We start from the raw sequence: 22,679 nt of genomic DNA, 5'->3' as shown, positions 1-22,679 counted from the left end.
TCATGAGCAACCTCACCGTGTACGGCGCCGACGGGTGCCCCGATGTGAAACGCAGCCGTGCCCTCCTCGACGCCCAGGGTGTCGAGTACGCCTACATCGACGTCGAGGCGGATTCCCGCGCCGAGGAGACCGTGCGGGCGCTGCAGGACGGTGCGCGGCGCATCCCGACCATCGTGTGGCCGGACGGCACCCACCTGGTCGAGCCGAGCGACGACGAACTCACCGCGCATCTGAGCCCGGTGACCCTCCCGGACGTCCCGGTCGGCACCAGGGTCGTCGTGCGGTACCGGATCGAAGGCGGGTTCACCGACGCGCTCGGCTACCTGCGCTCCCGCGACGACTTCGAGTGCACCGTGGAGACCAAACGCGGGCTGGCGACCATCCGGCTGGCGGACATCGTGCTGGCCAAGACGGTTCCTCCGCCGCCGGTGCGTTCCCGCTGAGCGGCGCTTCGGTTCCCGTCCACCGGGGAGTTCCTCCAGGCCGCACCGCCTGACTCGTAAGGTCGGCTGCGGACCTGGAGGGAGAATCCGATGAAGCGAGTTGCCGGAGCGGTCGCGGCCGCCCTGTTCGGACTGGTCGTCGCGGCGGTGCCCGCGCAAGCGACGGTTCAGGACTACTGGCAGAAGTACGCCGTCTACCCGACCGAAGCCGTCTGCGAGACGGAGGCGCCGACGCACCGGCCCTGGGACGCCGACGGTTACGAGTGCTGGTCGGAAAACGGCGCCTGGACCCTGTACTACATCTACGCCACTTGATCAGGCGAGCGGTTTGTCCAGCACCGCCTTCACGTGGCTGAAGTTGTCGATCGAGTAGCGGCCGTGGTACCGGCCCATCCCACTGGCGCCCACTCCGCCGAACGGGAGTTCCGGCGCGGCGAGATGGATGATCGCGGCCCCGAACACCAGTCCACCCGACGACGTCTCGGTCTCGATACGGCGTTTGGTCTCGTCCGACTCGGTGAAGGCGTACAACGCGAGCGGCTTGTCGCGTTCGTTGACGAACGCGAGTGCCGCGTCGACGTCGGGGACCTCGATGATCGGCAGGATCGGCCCGAAGATCTCGTCCTGCATGACCGGCGCGTCCGGTGAGACGTCGGTGAGCACGGTTGGCGCGATGTACTTTTCGTCGCGGTCGCCCGTGCCGCCGATCGCCGCGGTTCCGTTGTCCAGCAACGCCGCGAGCCGGTCGTAGTGCCGGGTCGAGATGATCCGGCCGTACGCGTCGCTGGCCGCCGGGTCCGCTCCGAACATCCCCTGGACGGTCTCGGTCAGGTGTTTCACCAGCTCCGGACCGGTGCCGCCGATCGCGAGGACGTAGTCGGGGGCGACGCAGGTCTGGCCGGCGTTGGCGAACTTGCCGTAGGCGAGCCGCTGCGCGGTCACGGCGAGATCCGCTCCGGGCTCGACGATGGCGGGGCTCTTCCCGCCCAGTTCGAGCGTGACCGGGGTGAGGTGTTTCGCCGCCGCGGTCATGACGATCCGGCCGACGGCGCCGTTCCCGGTGTAGAAGATCGTGTCGAACTGCTGCTCCAGCAACGCTGTCGTCTCCGGGATGGCACCCTGGACGACGCGCACTCCTTCGACGTAGTTCGGCAGGTGCTCGGCGATCGCGGCCGACGTGTTCGGCGACAGCTCACTGGGCTTCACCACCGCGCAGTTGCCCGCCGCGAGCGCCCCGACCAGCGGCGCGAGCGCCAGCTGCAGCGGGTAGTTCCAGGGGCCGATGATCAGCGCGACCCCCAGCGGCTCGCGGACGACCCGGCCGTTCGCGGGCAGCAGCGGCTGGGGAATACCCGCGGGTTCCGGGTTCAGCCAGGAGTCGAGGTTTTCCAGCGTGTGGTCGATTTCGTGGCGGACGAGGGCGAGTTCGGCCCGCTTGGCCTCGACGGCGTTCTTCCGGAGGTCGGCGTAGAGCGCCTCGATGAAGACGTCGGCCTGCTCGGTCAGGAGCGCCCGCAAGGCCGTCAGCTGCGTCCGCCGCCACGCCACCGGCTTGGTGACGCCGGTGCGGAACAGGTCGCGCAACTCGGCGACGACGGCGGGGGCATCGAGGCTCGTGGTGTCACTGCTGATCATGAACCTGAGCCTAGCCAAGCGGGACGACCGCGGCGAGCCGCGAGCGTCCCGCTTGGCTGAATAGGGCGTTATACAGTCTCCGCGATTAGTCCTCTAATGGCGGGTCGTGAGTGGCGCCTACGGGTAGCTCACCAGGTTGCTCGGCGTCGTCCCCGGTGGAGTCACCGCCCCGGCGTCGTTGATCACGTGGGTGATGGTCCCCTTGTAGTTCAGCGAGACCGTCACCATGTTGTGGAACCGGACGCCGGAGCGGTTCGGCACCTCGAACGCGTGGTAGAGGTTCACCGCCGGGTTGTCGTTGAAGAAGCAGTAGCTGCCCAGGCCCCACGCCTCGTGCGTGGTCACGTTGTCCCCCACCTTGTAGGCGGCGTACCCGTCGAGCCCGTTGGGACTCTTCCACCCTGCCTGATTCGGGACGTCGTAGGGGATCTCGTTCTGGAAGAAGATCGTCCGGCCGTTCTGGCCGTTCCAGATCACCTGGTATTTCTGGTAGTGCTCGACGAACAGGCCGGTCGCCAGCACGTTGTCGCCGTTGACGATCACACCCGTGTCGCCGGTGTTGATCGTCCAGCCGTACGTCCCCGGGTTGCCGTGGTCGGCTCGCCAGGCCCAGATGTGGTCGATGATCGTGTCACGGCTGTTGACGATCAGGCTGGTGGTCGCCTTGCCCGCGATCTGTCCGCCGATGCGGAAGAACACGTCCTGCAGCGTCGTCGGGTTGGCCGAGTGGTTCGCCGTCGCGCCGGCTTGGCCGACCGTGAGCAACGCCTGCGAGTTGGTCGTGCCGGCGTCGAACAGCAGGCCCTTGAGCCGGACGCCGTCGACGTCGGCGACGCGCATCGCGTCGATCCCGCCATCGGGCACCAGGGTCGGGTAGCCGATGCCGACGACGACGGTGTTGGCCTTGTTCACGTTCAGCGTCTGGTTGAGGTGGTAGACGCCGGGCGTGAAGAACAGGTTGCAGCCCTGGGACAACGCCGTGTTGATCGACGAGGCGGTGTCTCCCGCCTTGACGACGTAGAACTGGCTCATCGGCAGGGAACTGCCGGGAGTGCTGCCGTTCGCCCAGCTCGGGCCGGAGGCGTTGGTGCGCAGGGAAGGCAGGAACACCCGGTACTTGCCGGAACCGTCGACGTAGAGATACGGGACGTCGCGCGAGACCGGCGTGGTGCCGAGCGTGGTCTCCGGCGGGTTCGGGAAGGTGTTCGGCGGGGCACCGTTCGTCCCGGAGAACACCATGTTCCACACGCCGCCTTCCCAGCTGCCATAGCTGGAGTCACGGGTGTACCACTGTTGCTGCGAGATCGACGCGGACTTACCGGAGACCTTGCTGTCCGCGGTGTACCCGCCACTGGCGAAGCCGTAGCTGGCCGGGAACAGGTTCAGCCCGCCGCGGATGTCCATCCGGCGGAACGGCGCGGCCTGCGCGACGGCCCAGCGGTTCGCACCACTGCTCGGCACGATGGCCAGGTTCTCCGCCGAGCGCCAGAAGTTCTGCAGCGCGTGTCCCTGGTCCGACGCGTTGAAGGCGTCGACGGTCACGTCACCGTTGATGACGACGTCGCCCGGGTTCTGCCCGAGACCCGCGACAGAGGTGTAGTAGCCGACGTCGTCGTGGATGCCGCTGTACACACCGGGCTTGAACAGGTGGGCGTAGCGGCGTTCGGTGAACTGCGCGGTCAGGGTGTCCTTCTGCGCGTTGAAGTCCGCGTCCAGCCGGGTCTGGATCGACTGGGCCGACATGCCCGGGTCGAAGATCCGCACGTTCGGGCCGAAGTCGGGGATCTCGGCCTGGGCCGGACAGGTTCCCTGCGTCGAACCGATCGTGTAGCTCGCCGACGTCACCGGCGAGTTCGCCGAGCCGGACTTCAGCGCGATCGCGGAAACCGTGGAGGACGAAGAGACCGTGATCGGCCCACTGTACAAAGTGGACGACGCGGTCGGCGTGGAACCGTCCACCGTGTACCGGATGGCCGCACCGGCGGTCGCTGTCGACAACGTCACCGAGCGGGCGCTCGGATAGGTCCCGCCGGGTGGATCGAAGGTGGGCGTGGCGACGGTCGTGCCGCTGCCGCCGTGGGTGTAGCCGAAGTGCGGAGTGTCGTACTGCGGCCCGCTCTTCTCGTAGGTGAACCAGTAGTCGAGCACCGTGCCGGTGCTGAGCGAACCGACCGTGTGCCGCCACGTGCCGCCGCTGTTGGTCATGCGGACGTTCTGCTGACCCTGTCCGGGCACGCCGGTGTAGTGGATGTCGACGTAGAGGGCGGTGGCCGCCGGCGTGAACGAGATCTGCGCCTGCGTCGCGTTGAGGGAGGCGGCGCTCTGGCTGTAGTCCGCGGCGGCCGCGGTGGTGGCGGCTCCGCCGAGTCCGGCGGCGATCAGGAGGGCGGAGAGGCCGAGGGCGAGCGCGCCCCGAACCCCTTTCCGCCGTTTGAGCTGCACAAAGGTCCGATTCACGTCGTGACACCTCCGGCGTTGGAAATCCACGGGCGAGGGAATTCGTTGCGCGCAACAACAAAGTAACCGCCCGTGCGATATGTCCAGATCACGCTTCGGTAACAGTGGTGGTCCAAACCACTGACTACTCCTGACGGTCCTGCGGGATTCGGCCGTTCCGCCCACCGCGCACCGCCGCCTGGATCATCCAGGCCGCGATCCTGGCCCGTGAGTCGACACCCAGCTTCCGGAGGATGCGATGCACGTGCCCCTCGGCCGTCCGGCGTGAGATCACCAACCGGCCGGCGATCTCGCGGTTGGACAGCCCCTCGGTGATCAGGACCGCGACCTCGTGCTCGCGGTCGGTCAAGACCGTCTCGATGTCGCCGGTGGGAGCGATGTCCTCCGTCTCAGTGTCATCGAGCGCGTACGTGACAGCCTCGTCGAGGGTGAACTCGCCGCCGCGCCGCGACAACGCCGCGTACCGGCCGGCCCCGAGCGCCTCACGGGTCCGGGCCTCGCATTCGCCGTGCGGGGCGCCGAAGTACCTCGAACCGAACATCGGATAACCGACCGACCGCCAGATCCGCCGTGCACAGCCGAGCAGGGTCGCCGAGCGCACCCAGTGCCGGAGCGCCGCTTCGGTCCACGCGAGCACCTCGATCGCCAGCACCATGCCGAGCAGATCGTCGAACGTGCGCTTGATCCGCAGGCAGTCGCGCGCACAGCCGATCGCCACGTCGAACTCACCGCGGTGCAGCGAAACGAGCGCCAGCACGTAGATCGCGTAGGCGTAGGCCCATTCCTCGCCGTGTGCGGCCCCGACCGCGCGTGCCTCGTCGCACAACGCCGCGGCCTCGTCCAGTTCGCCGAGGAACATCGCCGCGATCGCCATCTCGATCCCGGCCAGCAGCACGTTGCCGTTCATCTCGCCCAGCCGCCGGTAACGGGTCCGAGCCTCGTCGAACAGTTCCTTCGCGTAGCCGATGTCGTCACCGATCAGCGCGTTGCAGCCCAGGCGATGGACCGCGTAGGCGAGCGCCGCCTCGTCGCCCACTTCGCCCGCTTGCTTCCGGCACTCCCCCAGCAACGTCACCGCGCGCGGGACGTCGCCTTGCAGCGTCGAGACATACCCGTTGACCCACAACGCTTTCAACCGGCCTTCACCGGGTTCCGGGGCGGCTTCGAGGACGCGGTCGAGCCAATACCGCCCTTCCGCCAGCACACCGCAACCCGCCCAGTAGAACCACAGCGTGGCCGCGAGCTTCAGCCCGATCACGGCTTCGGACGGCGTGGCGACGCAGAATTCCAGCGCGGCGCGCAGGTTCGCGTGTTCGAGGCGCGTACGCGCGAAGATCTCCGCCTGCTTCGGCCCGAACCACTCCTTCTCGCTCCGCTCGGCCTGCGCGAGGTAGTAGTCGCGATGACGACGACGGACGACGTCCTCGTCGCCCAGGTCTTGGAGTCTCGCCCTGCCGTACTGCCGAAGCGGCTCCAACAGCCGGTATCGCGCCTTGTCACCGTCGCGTTCGCAGAGCAGGACCGACTTGTCCACCAGTTCGGCCAGGTGCCCGAGCACCGACCCCGCGGGCAGCCCGCCGTCCGCGCAGACGGCTTCGGCCGCGCACAAGGTGAAGCCACCGCCGAAGACCGATGCACGCGCCCAGAGGAGCCGCTCCGCTGGCCCGCACAGGTCATGGCTCCACTCCACCGCGGCCAGGAGCGTCCGATGCCGCGGCGGGCCGCCGCGTTCTCCCCTGGCCGGCAAGGGGAAACCGCCTTCCAGCCGGGTCGCGAGCTCGACGAGCGAAAGTAGCCGGACGCGCACCGCGGCCAGTTCGATCGCCAGCGGAATCCCCGCCAGCGAAAGACAAGCACGCGCGACGAGGTCCTGGTTCTCGTCCGTGACGGCGAATCCCGGCTCGATCGCCGCCGCGCGTTCGGCGAACAACGTCATCGCGGGATAGGCGCGCCACGCCTCCGGCAGCAGCGGGACCAGCGGATCGGGCAGCGACAGCGGCGCGACCTGCCAGAGATGCTCCCCCGGTATCCCGAGCCGTTCCCTGCTGGTGGCGAGAAAACGGAGACCCGGCGCCGCCCGCAGCAACGCGTCCGCCGAGGCGGCACAGGCCTCGATCAGATGCTCGCAGTTGTCCAGGATCACCAGGATCCGGCGCTCCCGCAGGTGATCCGCGAGCACTCCCGCCTTCTCCCGGTCCGTGTCGTCCCGAACGCTCAGCGCCTCCAGCACGGTATGGGCCAGCAGAGCCGGGTCGGAGAGATCGGCGAGTTCGACGAACCAGGCCCCGTCGGGGAAGGCGTGCCGCAGCAGGGCGGCGGACTGCACGGCCAGCCGGGTCTTGCCGACGCCGCCGACCCCGGTCAGGGTCACCAGCCTGGCTTTGGACAGCAGTCTTTCGACTTCGGTGACGTCCTTCTCACGCCCCACGAAGCTCGTGGTTCCGGCGGGCAGGTTGCCCGGACCGCCTGTTACGGCCGCACTACCCACCCGTGAACCGTACGGACGCGCGGAACGAGCGGTCAACGCACGGGAGGAGCCGTTCGCTCAGTCAGACCAGTCCGGGTTCCAGCTGTCCGGCACCACGTACAAGGTCGACGCCTCACCGCCGAGCATGGCGACGAGGCTGGTCCGGCAGGCGAAAAGCACCTCGCGGTTCGCGACCGTGTCCGGCGGGACGCCGCAGCCGTCGCAGTAGAGCTCGACCGAACCCGGGGAGGTCTCGTCGACCTCGACGTCGACAGTGCGGTCGCAGCGGCGGCACCACCGGTGCCCGGTGACGACCAGGACGTGCAGCGGATCGGAGATGCACTGGTGCATCCAGCATCGGTGCACGTAGCAGGTGGTGCGGGTGTGCGCGCTCATCCCGTGCTGCTCGGCCACGTCTTCGGCGGCGAGGATCGCGGCCAGCCGCCGGTCCGCGATCTCGAGGTACCGGTCCCGGCCTGACGGAGGTGCGATGCCCACGTCCCCCGAGGAAACCAGCCGAAGATGGGCTCGCGAGGGTGGTGAAGTAGTACGTAGCACCATGTGGGTCTCGACCTTTCGGCGTCCACTGGATGTCCTATCAGGTTGCGCCGGGTTCCGCCGGAGCGACACACGTACGGGTACCTGTCTTCATACCCGAGTGTGCGTTGACGTTCTGGCGTGAACACTCGCGAGGCCTCTCGACCGGAGTTAAGCTTTCAGGTCACGAATGTCGAGCTGGGGTTACGTCAGGGGTTAGTGACCATGACAGATCCTGAATTCACGACTCGCGACCCCGCTCCCGACCGAGTGGGGATCTGCGAAGTCGAAGCACTGGAAACGCAGACCAAGGCACTTCGCTCGGTCGATTACCAAAGCGGCGGAGGCATGTGCCGCGACGCCGTCGTGGTGCGGATCCATCGCGGCCACCGAATGCTCGCGATGTCGATCTCGAAACCACTGCGTGCCAGGCTTTTCTCCGCGGTCGCTGACCTGCACAACCTCGCCGGGTGGACCTGTTTCGACAGCGGGCACGTCGGCTCGGCGCACCATCATCTCGATCTCGCGCTCGCTCTCGCCGCCAACGGCGAAAACGACGAACTGGCCGCCAATATCCACTACCGGCGCGGCCGGATCCATCTGCACAACGGAACTCCGGACGATGCCCTTGCCCAGTTCCAGCTGGGCCAATTGGCCGCACGGCGGTCCGGCTCGAAGCTCGCCGCCAGCATCCTGAGCGCGAACCAGAGCTGGGCTTACGCCAAGAAAGGCGAAGCGAACCTGGCCGTCGGGCTACTCGACCGAGCACGCGAGGAATTCGCCGAAAGGGATGAGTCAAGTCCACCCGATTGGGCGAGGTTCTTCACCCACATCGACGTCTCCGCCATGGCGGGTTCGGTCCACACGGATCTCGCGTTGCGCGCCGGCGGGCGGCACATCGGCCTGGCCATCTCCGCACTCGTCAAGGCCGTCCGCGGATACGGCCCCGGAATGGCGCGCAGCCGGTCGCTGTGCCTGATCATGCTGGCGACGAACCATTTGCTCGACGGCGACAGCGACGAAGCGCTCGCCGTGGGCACCGAGGCGATCGAAGCCGCCGAAGTGCTCAAATCGGTACGCACGCGAGATCGGCTGCGCCCGCTCGAGCAGGAGGCCGGCAAACACCTCGACGATCCCGATTGCCGCGTCTTGTCCGATTCGGTCGCCGCCTTCGTGACCGGCCCGACCGGTACCTGAGAAACATTCGTTTGTACGGACCTTGTACTCATCCTGATCATGCTGACCGGACGATCCGGAATACGTTCAGGAGGCAACGAATTGTTGACCAAGGTAGCCGTGCTCGCGACAGCGACCGCGCTCTCCTTAGGCGTGGCCGCACCGGCCGACGCCGAGGTGACCGCGGCCGCGTTGCCCACGGCGAGCATGGAAGCGGTGCTCAAGGCCGCGCAGATCGACCCGCGCCGGGCCGACAGCGCCCTGACGCCGGGTGCCAAGGACAGCGTGCTGCTCGTCGAGCAGGCGCTGGCCGCCAAGGGGCTGCTCGCCCAGCAGTACGTCGACGGCCATTTCGGCACGACGACGATCACCGCGTACTCCAGCTACCAGAAGTCGTTGGGGTACACCGGGATCGACGCCTCCGGCCTGCCGGGCAAGACGTCGCTCGAGAAGCTGGGCGCCGACCGGTACACCGTCACGGCGGCGGTTTCCGCGGGTAGCCGGCTGACCTACCACGGCAAGACGATGAACACCCGGACCAAGGCGATGCTGGTGAAGGCGGAGGGTCTGCTCGGCAGGCAGCTCACCATCACCCAGGGGTCGTACAACCCCGGCGGCGTCGGCGCTTCGGCCGGTACACACGACGGTGGTGGCGCGCTGGACATCGGCGTCGAGGGCATGTCTTCGGCCACGCGGACCGACGTCGCGCGGAAGCTGCGTCAGGTGGGCTTCGCGGCTTGGGTCCGGACTCCGGCCCAGGGCTTCGCCTACCACATCCACGCCATCGGGCTGTCCGACCCGGACCTGTCGTCCGGTGCGCAGCACCAGGCCGGGGACTACTACCTCGGCTACAACGGCCTCGCGGGCCGCGGTTCGGACGACGGCCCCGCCGTCTCGCCGAAGCGCACCTGGGAGGAGTACCTGCGGGCGTGACCGCTGACTGAAGGCCATCTTCGCCGACGGTGATCGTCGCGAAGGTGGCCTTCAGGACGTCCGCGAACCCCCGGGTAGGCTTCGGCGCGACGGCAGAACCAGCGGGAAGGGAACATCGCGTGGAGGCTCAACCGGTCGGTCAGTGGCTCGATGAGCTGGCTTCGAAGGCCTCGACGCCCGGCGGTGGCGCGGGCGCCGCGATGAACGCCGCGGTCGGTGCCGCCCTGGTCTCCATGGTCTGCAACCTGACCATCGGCAAGCCGAAGTACGCCCAGTACGAAGAGAGCATGACCGAGGCGCTCGGCAAGGCCGAAGACCTCCGCCGTCGCGCGCTCGGCCTGGCCGCCGACGACGCCGCCGCGTTCGACGCCGTGGTCGCCACGTACAAGCTGCCGAAGGCGACCGACGAAGAGAAGCAGGCCCGCAGCGCCGCGATCCAGGCCGCCCTGGTCGGCGCCGCCGACGTCCCGCTGCGCACGGCCGCCCTCGCCGCCGAGGTCATCGACGTCGCCGCCTCGATCCTCGAAGGCGCCAACACCAACGTCATCTCCGACATCGCGGTCGCGGCCTCGTCCGCCAGGTCCGCGCTCGAGTCCGCCGTGGTCAACGTCGAGGTCAACCTCGCGTCGATGTCGGACGAGCAGCTGCGCAAGGAGACCGAAGCCCGCCTCGCCGAGCACACCGCGGCCGCCGGGCGCGCCGACGCGCTCGTCGCCCAGGTCCGCGAAAGGATCGCCCGATGACGCTGATCGACGGGCGAGCGATCGCCGCCGCCATCACCGCCGAGGTCACCGAAACGGCCGCCAAACTGCGCGAATCGGGCACCGCCCCGACGCTGGCCGTGCTCGTGCCGACCGACGACGACGCCACCGCCTGGTACGTGCGCTCGATCGAGCGGGCCGCGAAGAAGGTCGGCGTCGACTGCCGTGTGGTCACGCTGGAGAAGCCCACCGGCGAGGACGTCACCCAGGAACTCGACAAGCTGTCCGCGGACCCCTCGGTCCACGGCATCATCTGCCAGACCCCGCTGCCCGAGGGTGTGACGCTCGACGACGTCGGCGCGCACATCGCCCCGGGCAAGGACGTCGACGGCGCCAACCCGGTCAGCCTCGGCCGCCTCGCCGCGGGCCTGTCCACCTACGCGCCCGCCACCGCCGCCGCCGTGCTGGAGATCCTGAAGCGCGAGCAGGTCGCCCTGTCCGGCGCCCAGGTGGCCGTCGTCGGCCGCTCGACCGTGGTCGGCAAGCCCGCCGCGCTGCTGCTGCTCGGCGAGCACGCGACGGTGACCGTCTGCCACTCGCGCACCAAGGACCTCGCCGCGGTCACGAAGACCGCGGACGTCCTGGTCGTGGCCGTCGGCCGCGCGCACTTCATCGGCGCGGACCACGTCAAGCCCGGCGCAGTGGTGATCGACGTCGGCACCAACCCGACGCCGGAAGGCGGCCTCGTCGGCGACGTCGACCAAGCCGCCGTCGAGGCGATCGCCGGCTCGATCACGCCGGTCCCCGGCGGCGTCGGCCCGGTCACGACGTCGCTGCTGCTGCGGCACACCGTCACCGCCGCGCAGTCCTGATCCACCGGAGGCGGCGAGTCCCGGTACGGGCTCGCCGCCACCGGCGTCCGTCAAGGCGTGACGGGGATGTTGGTCAGCCCGTTCACCGCCCTCGAAACGGTGTTGGACGAGTAGACGACGTTCGGCCGGCCCGGGCATTTCGACGTCGACGTGATCTTGATGGCGTACTGGCCCACACCGCCGAGGTCGGACTTGTTGCCCCGCCAGGTGTTCCCGCAGCCGTTGGGGAACGACGGTGTGGTGCCGGGGTTGTGCGTCTCGTAGCCGTTGACGAACGTTCCCGGTGAGGTGAACGTGCCGGTGTTGTCGTCGATGACGTAGCCGAATCCCTTGACGTCGACCCAGGAATCGGCCGAGTTCTGGCCGGAGATCCCTCGGCCGTCGAAGGTGTTGCCCCGGATGACGCCGTCGGCGGTGCCTTCCTTGACATCGATCCCCTCCGCCGCGACGTACGGGCCGATGTGGTTGTTCAGTACCTGGATCCGGTCACCACGGTCCACGCCACCCGAATTCCCGTGACACGCCCAGTTCGAGTTCGCCGAGCCGAGGTAGACGCCTTCGCCGTAACCCGCCTGCACGAGACCGGTGTGACTGATCGTGGAATCGCGGATCACGCTGTCGGCCGACGAACGCCGGAAGTGGACGGCCTCCTCATCGATGTGGTGGACGCGCACGCCGTCGATCACCGTGTGATGGGAATCGTCCGCGACGATCCCCTTCTTCGACTCCTGCACGGTGAAACCCTTGAGGTGCCAGTAAGGCGCGCCGTACAGCCAGAGCCCGTATCCCGAGTCCCAGCCCGCCGTCGGCGCCGGGCACGAGGGTGCGGTGCCCGACGGCCCGTCGTTGATCAGGACGGCGGTGGACGGTCCGGTCACCGTGATCGGCGCGCTCGCGGTCCCGGGTTTCGTGGCCACGAAAGAACCCCGATAGGTCCCGGCGGCCAGCCGGATGGTCTGCCCCGGGCCCGCGACGGCCAGCGCGGCTTGAAGTTCGGCCGCGGTGCCGACGTCGACGACGTCTCCTGCCGGAGGGTTGGCGGCCAGGCTGGGCGCGGCCGCCTCCGCCGTGACGACGGCGCCGAACAGCCCCGCCGCCGACGTCGCGGCGGCGATCACCGCGAGCAGTCGTTTCCTCGTCATTCCGTTCCTCCGCACTTCGTTCCCGCGATCGTGCAGGTGACAGGGAGTCCTTGACCGGCGGCGTTGAAGCCGAAGGTCGTCGTGCCACCGGCTTTGACGTTTCCGTTGTGGGCCGCGTTCCCGAACCGGTAGTGCTGGCCTGTCCTGGTCAGCACCGAGCTCCAGGAACTGCTGATCGTCGTCCCGGCCGGCAGATCGAACTCGACCGCCCACGAACTCACCGCGGCCGAGCAGGTGTTGGTGACGGTGAAGCCGCCGCCGTAACCGCTGTCCCACACGGATTTGCGGGCGAACGCCGCCGTCAGGCACGCGCCGGGGTTCGGCGTGGTCGTGGAGGTCGGGATGGATGTCGTCGTGGTCGTGCTGGTCGGGGTGCTGCTCTGGCCCGTCGACGAGGACGGCGGGGTCCCGTCGACGGACTTCAGGAACAGCGACGACGCGGCGTCGGTCTTGGTCGCGTCGACCCCGTGTCCCCCGGTGTAGTCCCGCTGCTCGTTCTTCGCCCAGTCCTCGATCGGGGTACCGCCGACGTCGAGGTGCTTGTACGCGGAACCGTCCCAGCCGAAGTTGTAGACGCGGTGCCGGTCGGCGTAGAAGTCGTTATACGGTCCGCCGGTCGCCAGCTGCTTCGTCATGGCGTTGTTGAAGAAGACGTTGCGGTAGCCGGAACCGCCGGACCATTTGACGGCCTTCTTGCCCGCGCCCCACCAGATCGGGAACCAGTTCGAGTCGTCGGGCCCACCACCGCCTTCCTCGCCGCAGTTGGCCCGGCAGTTCCCGGAGCGGTGCGCGTAAGGAACCTTGACGGTGTTGAGCTCGAAGAGGTTGTTGCGTTCCCAGCCGCCGTGCAGGTTCAGGTCGGAGTCGAAGGAGTTGCCGATCACCACGTTGCCCGCGGCGGACCACTGGAAGGTGAAGTGGCGTAATAACGTCGAGGTGTTCCCGGCGTAGAGCGAGTCCCAGACCCGCGAACCGCGGAAGTAGCCGTTGCCGCCCTTGCCCTTGTTCCACGAGCCGCTGAGTTCGTTGTCGACGATCTGGAGGTTCTTGGCCTCCTCCGTGACGATCGGGTGCGATCCGGTCATCTCCGCGCGGATGCCGCGGACCCACGAGTTCGCCGCCCACTTGAACACGATGCCGTGCATTTCCGCCGCAGGCGCCATGTTCCCGTAGTTGTTGTTCGCGTCCGCCGGGTTCAGGCCCGGCATGTCCTGGGTGAAACCGAGGTTCTCGAACCCGACACCGAGGACCGGGTCGACCAGCGGAGCCGCCTTCGAGTCATACGTGGTGCCGTCGATCGGCGCCGAACCGTCCGAAGTGGACGTCACCGGGACGTCGTACTCGAGCGGTTTGTCGAGGGTGATGGTCCGCGCGGCGGTGTCGAGCGCCGTGATCGTGAAGATCTGCTGGCGCATGTGCATGTTCAGCAAGGGGAACGCGGTCGGGGTCGCCTTCTGCTGCTCGTAGAACTTGAGCGAGTTGGCCGCGCGGATGTTGACCAGGTTGCCGGCGGCCAGCGAGGTCAAGGCGCCGCTACTCGCGAGATGGACCACCTTGTCCCCCATCTTCGCCGCGAACGCGGTGTCGCCCGGCTTGCCGCGGAGCTTCACCCCGGCCTTCCAGTGGACGTTGACCGTGCCCTCGAAGATGTCCTTGCGGTTGGCGGGAGCCGAGGCGTAGTCGCTCGCGTAGGCCGCGTTCACTCCCCTGGACTGAACGCGGAACAACCCGCGGCCAGGCCACAGCCAGCCGCCCTTGCCGGCGCCCGAGGTCATCCCGTCCTCGTCCCAGTCGGAACCGTCCGGGGTGAGGGTGTCGTAGGCGGTGTTCACGTCGGGCCGGTAGACGAACTTCGTCGCGTCCTTGCCCGCACCACGCAGGATCAGATAGTCGGCGTCGACGTGGATCTCGTGCGTGACGTCGAAACGCCCGGCGGGGAAGGTGATCGTGCTCAGTTTGGTGTAGCTCCCGGACGGCGAACAGGCGGACTTGATGCTGTCGATCGCCGCCTGGACGCCGTTCGTGTCGTCGGCGCCGTCGTCGGGTTTGACGTTGTACTGGCCAGCCAGCTCGGCCGGCGTGACCTGGCAAGCGGCGCCGGGGTTCACTTCCGCGGAGCCCGGCAACGCGGCCTCGCCGCGATAGCCGGCCTTGGACCAGTCGTAGAGCCCCGTGACGGGCGCACGACGGTTGGCCGCGCCGAGATCGAGGCCGCTCAGCGCGCCTGGACCCGGCGCGGCGTCCGCCGGATCGGGCGGTATCTGCAGGAGTGCCGTGGTCGCGACCGCGGCGACGATCGCCGGGATGGCGGCACGACGAAGAGGACTTTTTCGGGACACCCGAAACCTCCGTGACGAACTGACGGTAGGTGTTGCGGCGTGTACACCCGGACTCAGCCTTTATAGTTCACGTCCCTGTCACACGTCAACAGATGTGAACAGTGTCCATGTATGTGAACGTGAGGAGATCGATACTCAAGGTTGCCGAACCCGGACGGCTCAATCCTGTCCGGACCGGAACTGGTCGAGCACCCGGCGTTCCCGTTTCGTCGGTCGCCCGGCGCCACGGTCGCGCCGCGCGACCGGCGTCGCGGACTCGGGCGGCGGCGGGGGCGTCCGGTCGAGGAAACACGTCGCCGCGTCGACAGCACCGACGCGTTTCTGGATCACCCGCGTCACTTCCAGGATCCGGGTCGTGTCGCCGACCCGCGCGCGCACCTCGTCACCGGCGACGACGGTGGTCGCGGGCTTGGCCGGCTTGCCGTTGACCCGGACGTGCCCGCCACGGCACGCCGCGGCGGCGTCCGGACGTGTCTTGGTCAGCCGGACGGCCCACAGCCAGCGATCAACTCGAGTGGACTCCACAGCCGTACATAGTGGCCCATCCGACGTCCCGATGTCCGGCTACCTGGCCCAAACCGGAAGAAAAGAATCCTCACTTTCATTGCCACTCGTCAGGACCGCAGGTATAACTTGTTCTAAATACCTCAAAGGCGAGGAAGATCACATGAGCGACGAAACCATGCGGAGTAGCGCTTCTGGCCAGTTATCGCGCCGCGTTTTCATCGCAGGAACCGGTTCTATCTTGGGGGCTGCGGCCTTGGGTGGAACCGCATTCGCCACGCAGGAGAACAGTCCGTCCGCGAGAGGCTCGATCGCCGACGCGGCACAAATCCCGGCACTGGTCATCGGCTCCGGCTACGGCGGCTGCGTCGCCGCCCTCCGGCTCGCCGAAGCGGGTGTCGACGTCCACCTCGTCGAACTGGGGATGGCCTGGGACACCCCGGGCACGGACGGCAAGGTCTTCGCCAACACCACCACCCCGGACTACCGTTCCTTCTGGCTACGGACCCGGACCAAACAGCCGCTGAGCAACTTCCTCGGCTTCCCGATCGACAAGGACGTCCCGCGCTACACCGGGATACTCGACGCCGAGGAGTTCAGCGGGATCACCGTCTACCAGGGCCGCGGCGTCGGCGGCGGTTCGCTGGTCAACGGCGGGATGGCGGTCACGCCCAAACGGGAGAACTTCGGCACCGTCCTGCCCACGGTGAACGCCGACGAGATGTACGGCGTCTACTACCCGCGTGCCAACGCGGGCCTCGGCGTCGCCGCCATCGACCAGAACTGGTTCGAGACGGCCGAGTGCTACCAGTACGCCCGGGTCGGCCGGAAACACGCGCAGCGCTCAGGTTTCCCGTTCATGTTCGTCCCCGACGTGTACGACTGGGACTACATGAAGAAGGAACAGGCGGGCACCGCGACGAGGTCCGCGCTGGCCGGAGAGATCCTGTACGGCAACAACCACGGCAAGAAGTCGTTGCAGCAGACGTATCTTCCGCGGATCCGGGCGACCGGTCGGGTGTCCATCTCCACGCTGCACCGCGTCACGTCGGTCACTCCGGCTTCCGGCGGCGGCTACACCGTGGTGATGGAACAGCTCAACACCAGTGGCGCGGTGACCGCGACCAAATCCGTGACCGCGGGCAAGGTGTTCTTCGCCGCGGGCAGTGTCGGCACCAGCAAACTGCTAGTCAAGCTGAAGGCCACCGGCGCACTGCCGAACCTCAACGGCGAAGTCGGCAAAGGCTGGGGCGACAACGGAAACGTCATGTGCGGCCGCGCGAACCACATGTGGGACGCCACAGGTGCGCTGCAGTCGTCCATCCCCACCGCCGGCATCGACAACTGGGCGGCGGGCGGCGCGTTCGCCGAGGTCGCCCCGCTGCCGACCGGGATCGAGACGTTCGCGTCCTTCTACCTGTCGATCACGAAGAACCCCAACCGGGCCGCGTTCTCCTGGAACGCCGGTGCGAACAAGGTCGACCTCAACTGGCAGACCGCGTGGAAACAGCCCTCGATCACCATGGCGAAGACGATCTTCGACAAGATCAATTCCAAGGAAGGGACGATCTACCGGACCGACCTTTTCGGTGTCTACAAGATCTGGGGCGACCATCTCACCTACCACCCGCTCGGCGGCGCGGTGCTGGGCAAGGCGACCGACAACTACGGACGGCTCCAGGGGTACCCGGGGCTTTACGTGATCGACGGCTCGCTGATTCCCGGAAATACGACCGTCAACCCGTTCGTCACCATTACCGCGCTGGCGGAACGGAACATCGAAAAGATCGTCGCCACCGATCTATGACGATCCTCTAGTTGCGTGGCCGTGGCAGAGGTGGAGGGTGCTTTCCCCGCATGCGATGCGGGGAAAGCGCCCTTCACGAGCGTGTGGAGCCGCGCCCTTTCTTAAAACTTCGGCAGGACGCAGACGGTGTCGATTCCCAGAACGTGATTCAGCCGCCCGAAGGCGAGCCAGGAACCGATGCTCATACTCAGTTCCACGATTTCCTGCTGAGTGTAGTGCTCCCCCATCCGCTTCCAGAAATCTTCGTCGATGCCGTGGTGGTCGAGCGCGTAGCGTTCGGCGTATTCGGCGGCCAGCCGGGTCCGCTCGTCGAACGCCTCGGTGGTCCGCCATTCGGTGACGGCGTCGGCGAACTCCTCCTCGACCTTCACTCCGTCGCGGTCGGTCCGCCAGTCCAGGCAGAAGACGCAGCCGTTGATCTGCGCGATCCGCAGCCTCGCCGCCTCGAACTCGCGCAGCCCGAGGGTGGTGTGCGAGTAGACCGCCAGGGAAAGTTTCGACGCGGCGATGCCGATACCGGGCACCATCTCACCCCAGACGTAGCCGATCGGGTCCTTGCCCTCCGGGATGTCGATGTTCATCGCACGCTCCTTCCGAGCTTGCCTGCCGCCGGTCGCAACGGGACGTCGAGTGCGTCGTAGAGGCCGGGTTTGGCGTCCGTGAGCCAGTCGATGGCACCGACCAGCCTGCCGACCGCGGTCGCGTTCCCGCCGGCGGAGCGGTTCTCGCCCTCGTCGGTGGCCTCGATCGAGACCTCGATCCTGGGGCGGCCTTCGATGATCACCCTGTGTGCTCCGTCGCCACTGGGCGGTGTCGGCCAGTCCTGCGCGCACGACGGGTGGATGCGAGTGACGTGCTCGATGACGATGCGGGGTTCGCCGTCCACGATGCCCTGCACTTCGAACCGCACCGCGCCCTGGGTGCCCGCCTCGAAGTCACCCATCGCCCGGGTGGTCACGGTTTCCTCGAGCGGACGGCGATCGAGCGTCTCGCGGATCTCGTCGACTTCGACGCCGAGTCCCCGGGCGATCAGGCGCACCTGGCCGCCCCACACCATCGTCGGGACCGAGGGCGCCAGCATCGGCGGCTGGTAGTCCATCGGCTGCCCCATGCCGACCAGGTAGCGGACCGAATCCGGCTGGTCGTAGGTGGAGTAGTCGAAGATCTCCTGGCAGCGGACCACGTCCACGGTGGTGCCGAGCCCGCTGATCAGCAGCGGCAGCACATCGTTGCCCCAACCGGGATCGACCCCCGAAACGAACAGCGAGCCACCGCCCTCGGCGATCGCGGTGAGCACGGGCTCCCGCAGTTCTTCGGGCGCGTTGCGCTGGTCGTACAGCGCGTAGAGGGCCGGCGTCACCACGACCGCGCCCGCGCGGATCGCGCGGACGATGTCGGCGAGGGCGTCGGCCGGCCGGATATCGCCGGACGCCGCGTAGACCACGGCCCGTGGGCCCACCCCGAGGACGGCTTCGACATCATCGGTCGCCGCGACACCCAGTTCACCGTCGATGCCGGCGAGCGCGGCGGCGTCGCGGCCGACCTTCGCGGGATCGTGTACGAGCACCCCCGCGAGTTCCAACGCCGGATGCGCATCGACGGCCCGGATGGAGGCGCGACCGATGTTGCCTGTACCCCAGACAACTGTGGGAATCATGGTTCGAGGTTAACGGAAGCGAAGATCGGTTCACAGTACCGAAATAATCACGAAAACCGCAGGTCAAAACGCATTACTCGGCTTTATTCAGGTGGGCAACGAAAGCGTTCCGGTACGCGGAACGCGGGCGGTGTGTATTCTGCGTCCTGTGACGAGCCCCGAGTCGGACAGAGCGCGGCCGCCGGTCATCCGGCGGCGAGTCGTCGCGCCCGGCCGTTAGGCATATCGGTCGATCTCGCTTCCCCGTGACCGGAGCGCTGTTCCGTGCGTCCGGCCGGTTTTTCCTGTCCGTCGCACGGCTTCTCCTGCTCATCTTCGTCTTGGGAGTCGTCCGTTGCCTCTGTTCGTGTACGTCCTCGGCCTTGCCGTTTTCGCGCAAGGCACCTCTGAATTCATGGCGTCCGGGCTCGTCCCGGGCATCGCCGGTGACCTCTCGGTCCCGGTGGGTGCCGCCGCGGCGCTGACGTCGGCCTACGCCGTCGGGATGATCATCGGCGCGCCCGCCATGGCCGTGCTCAGCGCGCGGTGGCCACGCCGCCGGGCACTGGCCGGATTCCTGGCCGCGTTCATCGTGGTGCACGTCGTCGGCGCGCTCACGACGAGTTTCCCGGTGCTGTTCGGCACCCGGATCGTCGCCGCCGTCGTCAACGCCGGATTCCTCGCCGTCGCCATGCCCGTCGCCGCCGCGTTGGCACCACCCGGAAAGCAGGCGCGGGCGACCGCGGTCCTGCTGGCGGGCGTGACGCTGTCGTGTGTCGCGGGCGTGCCCGCCGGAGCGGCGCTGGGTGACCTCGCCGGCTGGCGGTCGGCCTTCTGGGCTGTCGCCGGGTTGTGCCTGCCCGCACTGGTGCTGGTGTTCCGCTCCGCCCCCACCGACGCGGCCGATCGTCGGGAAGTCTCGCTCAAGCAGGAAACACGGGAGCTGAAGACCCGCTCGGTGCGACATGCGATGGTCCTCGCCGCGTTGGTCAACGGCGCGACCTTCGCGACGTTCGCCTACCTCGCGGTCATCGCGACCGACGTCGCGCGGCTTCCGGACGGAGCGGTTTCCGGGCTGCTGGCCGCTTTCGGGGTCGGCGCGTTCCTCGGGGTCACCGTCGCGGGTCGTGTCGGTGACGGGGAAATCCGCCGTGGTCTGGTGTTCGCGTTGTGCGCCCTGCCCCTCGGATGGGCGATGCTGGCGGTGACCGCCGTGCACCCGGTCGCCCTGTTCGTCGTGACGACCGTCCAAGGTGGACTGTCGTTCGGCTGCGGGTCGGCGCTCGTGGCACGGGTGATGCACGTGGCTCCCGGCGCGCCGAGGCTCGGCGGTTCGTTCGCGACGGTCGCGCTCAACGTCGGCGCGTTCCTCGGCCCCGTGCTCGCCGGGTTCGTCACCGAGACGACGGCGGACTACCGGCACGCGATCTGGATCAGCGCGGCGATCGCCGTCGTTCCGCCGGTCTGGGTAGCATCGGCCGGACCATGGAAATGATCACCGTGCCGGCGGGAGAAGTGACGGTTTCGGACCGGCGTACGCAGCGAAGCTGGACTGTCGACGTCGCGTCCTTCCGGCTCGCGCCGATTCCGGTCACCCGAGAGTTGTATGCGTCGGTCAGCGGCGAAACCGCGCGGCACCCCGCCGTCGACGTCTCCTGGCTGGACGCCGTCCGGTTCTGCAACACCTTGTCCGAACGCGAGGGCCTGACCCCGGCCTACGAGGTGCGCGACGAGGTCGTGTGGGACCCCTCCGCGAACGGGTTCCGGCTACCCTCCGAGGCGGAATGGGAGCACGCCTGCCGTGCCGGAACGACCGGGCCTCGCTACGGCCCGCTCGACGAAATCGCCTGGTACCGCGAAAACTCGGCGGAGTCGGCGCACGACGTGGGCGAGAAGACGGCCAACGGCTGGGGCTTCCAGGACATGCTGGGCAACGTCTGGGAGTGGTGCTGGGACGTCTACGACGCCGAGGTGTACGGCGAGTACCGCGTCCTGCGGGGTGGCGGCTGGTTCGACGAGCACTGGAGCTGCCGGGCCTCGGTGCGGCGGCGGAGCCACCCGACCTTCCGGGTCGACGACGTCGGCTTCCGCCTCGCGCGGGCACTGTGACCCCGGCGACAGAGCGCGACGATCACACGATTGAATGACAGCCACGGACGCCCGGCCGGGTGTCGAACACTGGAGGCAACCGTGACCGGAACCGCTCCCCGAGACGTCGAACGCGTCTACTCCACCGCCGATGTCGTCGCGAAACTGCGCCGCCTCGCCGACGCGCTCGAGTCCGAGACCTCGTTCCGCATCCAGATCGCCGGCGAACGGTTCCGCGTTCCCGCCCGTGCGCAGTTCTCGATCGAGCACGAGCGGGGCGACGGTGAGGAAGAGGTCGAGTTCCAGCTGAAGTGGAAGATCGAAGAGTCGGACGAGGACACTGAGGACTCGGACGAGACCGTCGTCTGACCCTTCTCGTGAGTGGGTGCTCAGGTTCCGGATGACGGAAACTCAGACGATGCCGCCGTTGGCGCGGAGGACCTGCCCGTTGACCCAGCGGGCAGGTCCGGCCAGGAACGACACCACTTCGGCGATGTCGCCGGGGGTATCGAGGCGTTCGAGCGGGGGCTGCGCCGCCATGCCCGCGATGGTCTTTTCGTCCTTGCCGTCGAGGAACAGCGCGGTGGCGGTGGGGCCGGGGGCGACCGCGTTCACGGTGATGTCGCGGCCGCGCAGTTCGCGGGCGAGGACCAGGGTGATCGCCTCGACTGCGCCCTTGGTCCGTCGGACGCCAGCCGCTCCGCGGTCTCCCGGCCGATCCCCCGAGATCCGCCGGTGACGATCGCTACGCGTGCCATGGTGTGCTCCCGCGACGCGCTCTCCACGCGTGCGGTCAGCGCCGCCGCCGGGGTGCAGGCGCCCACGCTCTACCGGCTTTCGGCGACAAGGACGGCCTGCTCGACGCCGTGGCCACCTACGGCTTCGAGAGCTATCTCGCCGGGAAACACGCACTGGGGGAAACCGCCGACCCGGTCGACGACCTGCGGCGCGGCTGGGATCTGCACGTCGAGTTCGGCTTGTCCCAGCCGGCTTTCTACCACCCGGTGGACGCGCTGACCCCGGCCGAGCACGCCTTGCTCGCCGAATGGCTGGACCGCGTCGCCCGCTGAGCCCGTCCGGTCAGCCGACCGCCCTGGCGGCCGCGACCGCCTGCCCGGCGTAGGACCGTCCGAAAAGGACGGTGTGCACCAGCAACGGGAACAACTGGTGCGCCCCGATCCGCTCCGTCCAGCCTTCGGCGAGCGGTGCGACCTCCTGGTACGCGGCCAGAACGCGGTCGAGCAGCGGACAGCCGAACAGGTGCAGCATGGCCAGGTCGGTCTCCCGGTGCCCGCCGTGCGCGGCCGGGTCGATCAGCCAGGCGTCGACGGCACTCCACAACACGTTGCCGTTCCACAGATCGCCGTGCAGCCGCGCCGGAGGTTCCGCCGGGCCGGCCACCTTCGGGAGCCGCGCGCAGGCCTGTTCGATGGCGGCGGCTTCGTCACCGTCCAAAGTGCCCTCGTCGACGGCACGGCGCAGGTAAGGCAGCACGCGATACTCGGCGTACCACCGCGGCCAGTCCTCCCCGCGCGCGTTCTCCATCGGGGCGAGGCCGATCCACGCGTCGACCGGCCCGCCGGGCGGCGCCGCGCCGAACGCGGGCGCCCCGGACGCGTGCAACGCCGCGAGCCCTCGTCCCAGCCGTTCCGCCGCGTGGTGCGTCGGGCGGCCACCGCCGACCAGCTCGGTGACCAGCCACTCGTCGTCGTTGCCGTGCACCGCGGGCACGCGCACCACGTCCGGTTCACTCAGCCAGCGCAGCCCCGCCGCCTCCGCTGTCACTGCTTCCCGGGCGTGCCCTCGTTTGACGGCGACGGTGTCCCCGCTGTCCAGGACGACTTCGGTCACCTCGCCCGACAGCCCGCGCTGCTCGGCGACGGCTCGTCCGGTGAACTTCGTAGCCGCCTCGGCGGGCGTCGAAACCGCGGTCATGCCTGCA

At 68.3% G+C, this 22,679-nt stretch carries 21 protein-coding genes and 3 pseudogenes; 12 read left to right on the top strand and 12 right to left on the bottom strand.

Translation table 11 applies throughout. The features are described from left to right. Positions 1–2: 2 nt before the first annotated feature. The 3 genes and pseudogenes from ACLJRL_RS33850 to ACLJRL_RS33840 form a co-directional block, all read left to right on the top strand. Positions 3–191 (top strand): annotated as a pseudogene (locus ACLJRL_RS33850) (glutaredoxin family protein); the annotation flags it as partial. 48 nt (positions 192–239) lie between these two features. Continuing rightward, the gene (locus ACLJRL_RS33845; RefSeq protein WP_410660483.1) at positions 240–443 is read left to right on the top strand and encodes a ferrous iron transport protein A; all 204 of its coding nucleotides are present in this window, start codon (positions 240–242) and stop codon (positions 441–443) included. A gap of 90 nt (positions 444–533) precedes the next feature. After that, positions 534–758 (top strand): hypothetical protein, encoded by a 225-nt coding sequence (locus tag ACLJRL_RS33840; RefSeq protein ID WP_410660422.1) that lies wholly within the window; start codon positions 534–536, stop codon positions 756–758. On the opposite strand, the gene ACLJRL_RS33835 is transcribed toward ACLJRL_RS33840, so the two are convergent. From ACLJRL_RS33835 to ACLJRL_RS33820, 4 genes are all read right to left on the bottom strand, one after another. Beyond that, positions 759–2,078: an aldehyde dehydrogenase family protein gene (locus ACLJRL_RS33835; protein ID WP_410660421.1), complete on the bottom strand. Its 1,320-nt coding sequence runs from the start codon at positions 2,076–2,078 to the stop codon at positions 759–761. A 117-nt stretch (positions 2,079–2,195) separates the two neighbouring features. Continuing rightward, the gene (locus ACLJRL_RS33830) at positions 2,196–4,535 is read right to left on the bottom strand and encodes a chitobiase/beta-hexosaminidase C-terminal domain-containing protein (RefSeq protein WP_410660420.1); all 2,340 of its coding nucleotides are present in this window, start codon (positions 4,533–4,535) and stop codon (positions 2,196–2,198) included. 124 nt (positions 4,536–4,659) lie between these two features. After that, positions 4,660–7,023: an ATP-binding protein gene (locus tag ACLJRL_RS33825; RefSeq protein ID WP_410660419.1), complete on the bottom strand. Its 2,364-nt coding sequence runs from the start codon at positions 7,021–7,023 to the stop codon at positions 4,660–4,662. Positions 7,024–7,080: 57 nt separating this feature from the next. Next, on the bottom strand, positions 7,081–7,500 hold the full coding sequence (locus tag ACLJRL_RS33820) for a hypothetical protein (protein WP_410660418.1): 420 nt from the start codon (positions 7,498–7,500) through the stop codon (positions 7,081–7,083). A 180-nt stretch (positions 7,501–7,680) separates the two neighbouring features. On the opposite strand from ACLJRL_RS33820, the gene ACLJRL_RS33815 reads away from it, so the two are divergent. From ACLJRL_RS33815 to ACLJRL_RS33800, 4 genes are all read left to right on the top strand, one after another. Next, on the top strand, positions 7,681–8,736 hold the full coding sequence (locus tag ACLJRL_RS33815) for a tetratricopeptide repeat protein (protein WP_410660417.1): 1,056 nt from the start codon (positions 7,681–7,683) through the stop codon (positions 8,734–8,736). An 81-nt stretch (positions 8,737–8,817) separates the two neighbouring features. Then, the gene (locus ACLJRL_RS33810; RefSeq protein WP_410660416.1) at positions 8,818–9,648 is read left to right on the top strand and encodes a peptidoglycan-binding protein; all 831 of its coding nucleotides are present in this window, start codon (positions 8,818–8,820) and stop codon (positions 9,646–9,648) included. A 119-nt stretch (positions 9,649–9,767) separates the two neighbouring features. Beyond that, entirely contained in the window at positions 9,768–10,391 is a 624-nt protein-coding gene (locus tag ACLJRL_RS33805) for a cyclodeaminase/cyclohydrolase family protein (protein ID WP_410660415.1), read from the top strand. After that, positions 10,388–11,221 carry a bifunctional 5,10-methylenetetrahydrofolate dehydrogenase/5,10-methenyltetrahydrofolate cyclohydrolase gene (locus ACLJRL_RS33800; RefSeq protein WP_410660414.1) on the top strand — a complete coding sequence of 278 codons (834 nt, stop codon included), beginning with the start codon at positions 10,388–10,390 and terminating at the stop codon, positions 11,219–11,221. Before ACLJRL_RS33805 ends, ACLJRL_RS33800 begins: the two co-directional genes overlap by 4 nt. A 50-nt stretch (positions 11,222–11,271) precedes the next feature. Here the strand turns inward: ACLJRL_RS33800 and ACLJRL_RS33795 are convergent, their stop codons facing one another. From ACLJRL_RS33795 to ACLJRL_RS33785, 3 genes are all read right to left on the bottom strand, one after another. Then, entirely contained in the window at positions 11,272–12,363 is a 1,092-nt protein-coding gene (locus ACLJRL_RS33795) for a right-handed parallel beta-helix repeat-containing protein (RefSeq protein WP_410660413.1), read from the bottom strand. Beyond that, entirely contained in the window at positions 12,360–14,702 is a 2,343-nt protein-coding gene (locus tag ACLJRL_RS33790; RefSeq protein ID WP_410660412.1) for a cellulose binding domain-containing protein, read from the bottom strand. Before ACLJRL_RS33790 ends, ACLJRL_RS33795 begins: the two co-directional genes overlap by 4 nt. Before the next feature lie 159 nt (positions 14,703–14,861). Further along, a complete protein-coding gene (locus tag ACLJRL_RS33785) occupies positions 14,862–15,227 on the bottom strand; it encodes an RNA-binding S4 domain-containing protein (protein WP_410660411.1) in 366 nt (121 codons plus the stop codon). A 220-nt stretch (positions 15,228–15,447) separates the two neighbouring features. On the opposite strand from ACLJRL_RS33785, the gene ACLJRL_RS33780 reads away from it, so the two are divergent. Beyond that, positions 15,448–17,013, top strand: coding sequence for a GMC oxidoreductase (locus ACLJRL_RS33780; protein ID WP_410660410.1), 1,566 nt, complete (start codon positions 15,448–15,450; stop codon positions 17,011–17,013). Positions 17,014–17,114: 101 nt separating this feature from the next. Here ACLJRL_RS33780 and ACLJRL_RS33775 read toward each other — a convergent pair whose 3' ends face one another. Together ACLJRL_RS33775 and ACLJRL_RS33770 are read right to left on the bottom strand one after the other, a co-directional pair. Next, a complete protein-coding gene (locus ACLJRL_RS33775) occupies positions 17,115–17,594 on the bottom strand; it encodes a carboxymuconolactone decarboxylase family protein (RefSeq protein ID WP_410660409.1) in 480 nt (159 codons plus the stop codon). After that, positions 17,591–18,670 (bottom strand): dihydrodipicolinate reductase, encoded by a 1,080-nt coding sequence (locus ACLJRL_RS33770; protein WP_410660408.1) that lies wholly within the window; start codon positions 18,668–18,670, stop codon positions 17,591–17,593. The genes ACLJRL_RS33775 and ACLJRL_RS33770 overlap by 4 nt, the downstream gene beginning before the upstream one ends. Before the next feature lie 334 nt (positions 18,671–19,004). Between ACLJRL_RS33770 and ACLJRL_RS33765 the strand changes: the two genes are divergently transcribed. From ACLJRL_RS33765 to ACLJRL_RS33755, 3 genes are all read left to right on the top strand, one after another. After that, a complete protein-coding gene (locus tag ACLJRL_RS33765; protein WP_410660407.1) occupies positions 19,005–20,144 on the top strand; it encodes a Cmx/CmrA family chloramphenicol efflux MFS transporter in 1,140 nt (379 codons plus the stop codon). Continuing rightward, a complete protein-coding gene (locus ACLJRL_RS33760) occupies positions 20,135–20,758 on the top strand; it encodes a formylglycine-generating enzyme family protein (RefSeq protein ID WP_410660406.1) in 624 nt (207 codons plus the stop codon). The genes ACLJRL_RS33765 and ACLJRL_RS33760 overlap by 10 nt, the downstream gene beginning before the upstream one ends. A gap of 81 nt (positions 20,759–20,839) precedes the next feature. Next, positions 20,840–21,106, top strand: a complete 267-nt coding sequence (locus ACLJRL_RS33755) for an amphi-Trp domain-containing protein (RefSeq protein ID WP_410660405.1) — start codon at positions 20,840–20,842, stop codon at positions 21,104–21,106. Positions 21,107–21,148: 42 nt separating this feature from the next. On the opposite strand, the pseudogene ACLJRL_RS33750 reads toward ACLJRL_RS33755, so the two are convergent. Together ACLJRL_RS33750 and ACLJRL_RS33745 are read right to left on the bottom strand one after the other, a co-directional pair. After that, a pseudogene (locus tag ACLJRL_RS33750) lies at positions 21,149–21,418 on the bottom strand (SDR family oxidoreductase); the annotation flags it as partial. Beyond that, complete coding sequence (locus ACLJRL_RS33745) at positions 21,349–21,495, bottom strand: SDR family NAD(P)-dependent oxidoreductase (RefSeq protein WP_410660404.1); 147 nt, start codon at positions 21,493–21,495, stop codon at positions 21,349–21,351. The gene ACLJRL_RS33745 and the pseudogene ACLJRL_RS33750, both read right to left, overlap by 70 nt. On the opposite strand from ACLJRL_RS33745, the pseudogene ACLJRL_RS33740 reads away from it, so the two are divergent. Next, positions 21,494–21,735: pseudogene (locus tag ACLJRL_RS33740) on the top strand (TetR/AcrR family transcriptional regulator); the annotation flags it as partial. The gene ACLJRL_RS33745 and the pseudogene ACLJRL_RS33740 overlap by 2 nt on opposite strands. An 82-nt stretch (positions 21,736–21,817) precedes the next feature. Here the strand turns inward: ACLJRL_RS33740 and ACLJRL_RS33735 are convergent. Then, complete coding sequence (locus ACLJRL_RS33735) at positions 21,818–22,672, bottom strand: fructosamine kinase family protein (RefSeq protein ID WP_410660403.1); 855 nt, start codon at positions 22,670–22,672, stop codon at positions 21,818–21,820. Positions 22,673–22,679: the final 7 nt, after the last annotated feature.

The sequence above is a fragment of the Amycolatopsis sp. lyj-112 genome, from assembly GCF_046549055.1.
GTDB lineage: Bacteria > Actinomycetota > Actinomycetes > Mycobacteriales > Pseudonocardiaceae > Amycolatopsis.
Note: the sequence above shows the minus strand (reverse complement) of the source record. Positions and strands in the feature narration are given on the sequence as shown.

Excerpts from the sequence above, each read along its gene's own strand:
- ACLJRL_RS33840 (WP_410660422.1), top strand. The coding sequence starts at position 534 with ATGAAGCGAGTTGCCGGAGCGGTCGCGGCCGCCCTGTTCGGACTGGTC.
- ACLJRL_RS33835 (WP_410660421.1), bottom strand. The coding sequence starts at position 2,078 with ATGATCAGCAGTGACACCACGAGCCTCGATGCCCCCGCCGTCGTCGCC.
- ACLJRL_RS33800 (WP_410660414.1), top strand. The coding sequence starts at position 10,388 with ATGACGCTGATCGACGGGCGAGCGATCGCCGCCGCCATCACCGCCGAG.
- ACLJRL_RS33795 (WP_410660413.1), bottom strand. The coding sequence starts at position 12,363 with ATGACGAGGAAACGACTGCTCGCGGTGATCGCCGCCGCGACGTCGGCG.
- ACLJRL_RS33775 (WP_410660409.1), bottom strand. The coding sequence starts at position 17,594 with ATGAACATCGACATCCCGGAGGGCAAGGACCCGATCGGCTACGTCTGG.
- ACLJRL_RS33770 (WP_410660408.1), bottom strand. The coding sequence starts at position 18,670 with ATGATTCCCACAGTTGTCTGGGGTACAGGCAACATCGGTCGCGCCTCC.
- ACLJRL_RS33760 (WP_410660406.1), top strand. The coding sequence starts at position 20,135 with ATGGAAATGATCACCGTGCCGGCGGGAGAAGTGACGGTTTCGGACCGG.
- ACLJRL_RS33745 (WP_410660404.1), bottom strand. The coding sequence starts at position 21,495 with ATGGCACGCGTAGCGATCGTCACCGGCGGATCTCGGGGGATCGGCCGG.
- ACLJRL_RS33735 (WP_410660403.1), bottom strand. The coding sequence starts at position 22,672 with ATGACCGCGGTTTCGACGCCCGCCGAGGCGGCTACGAAGTTCACCGGA.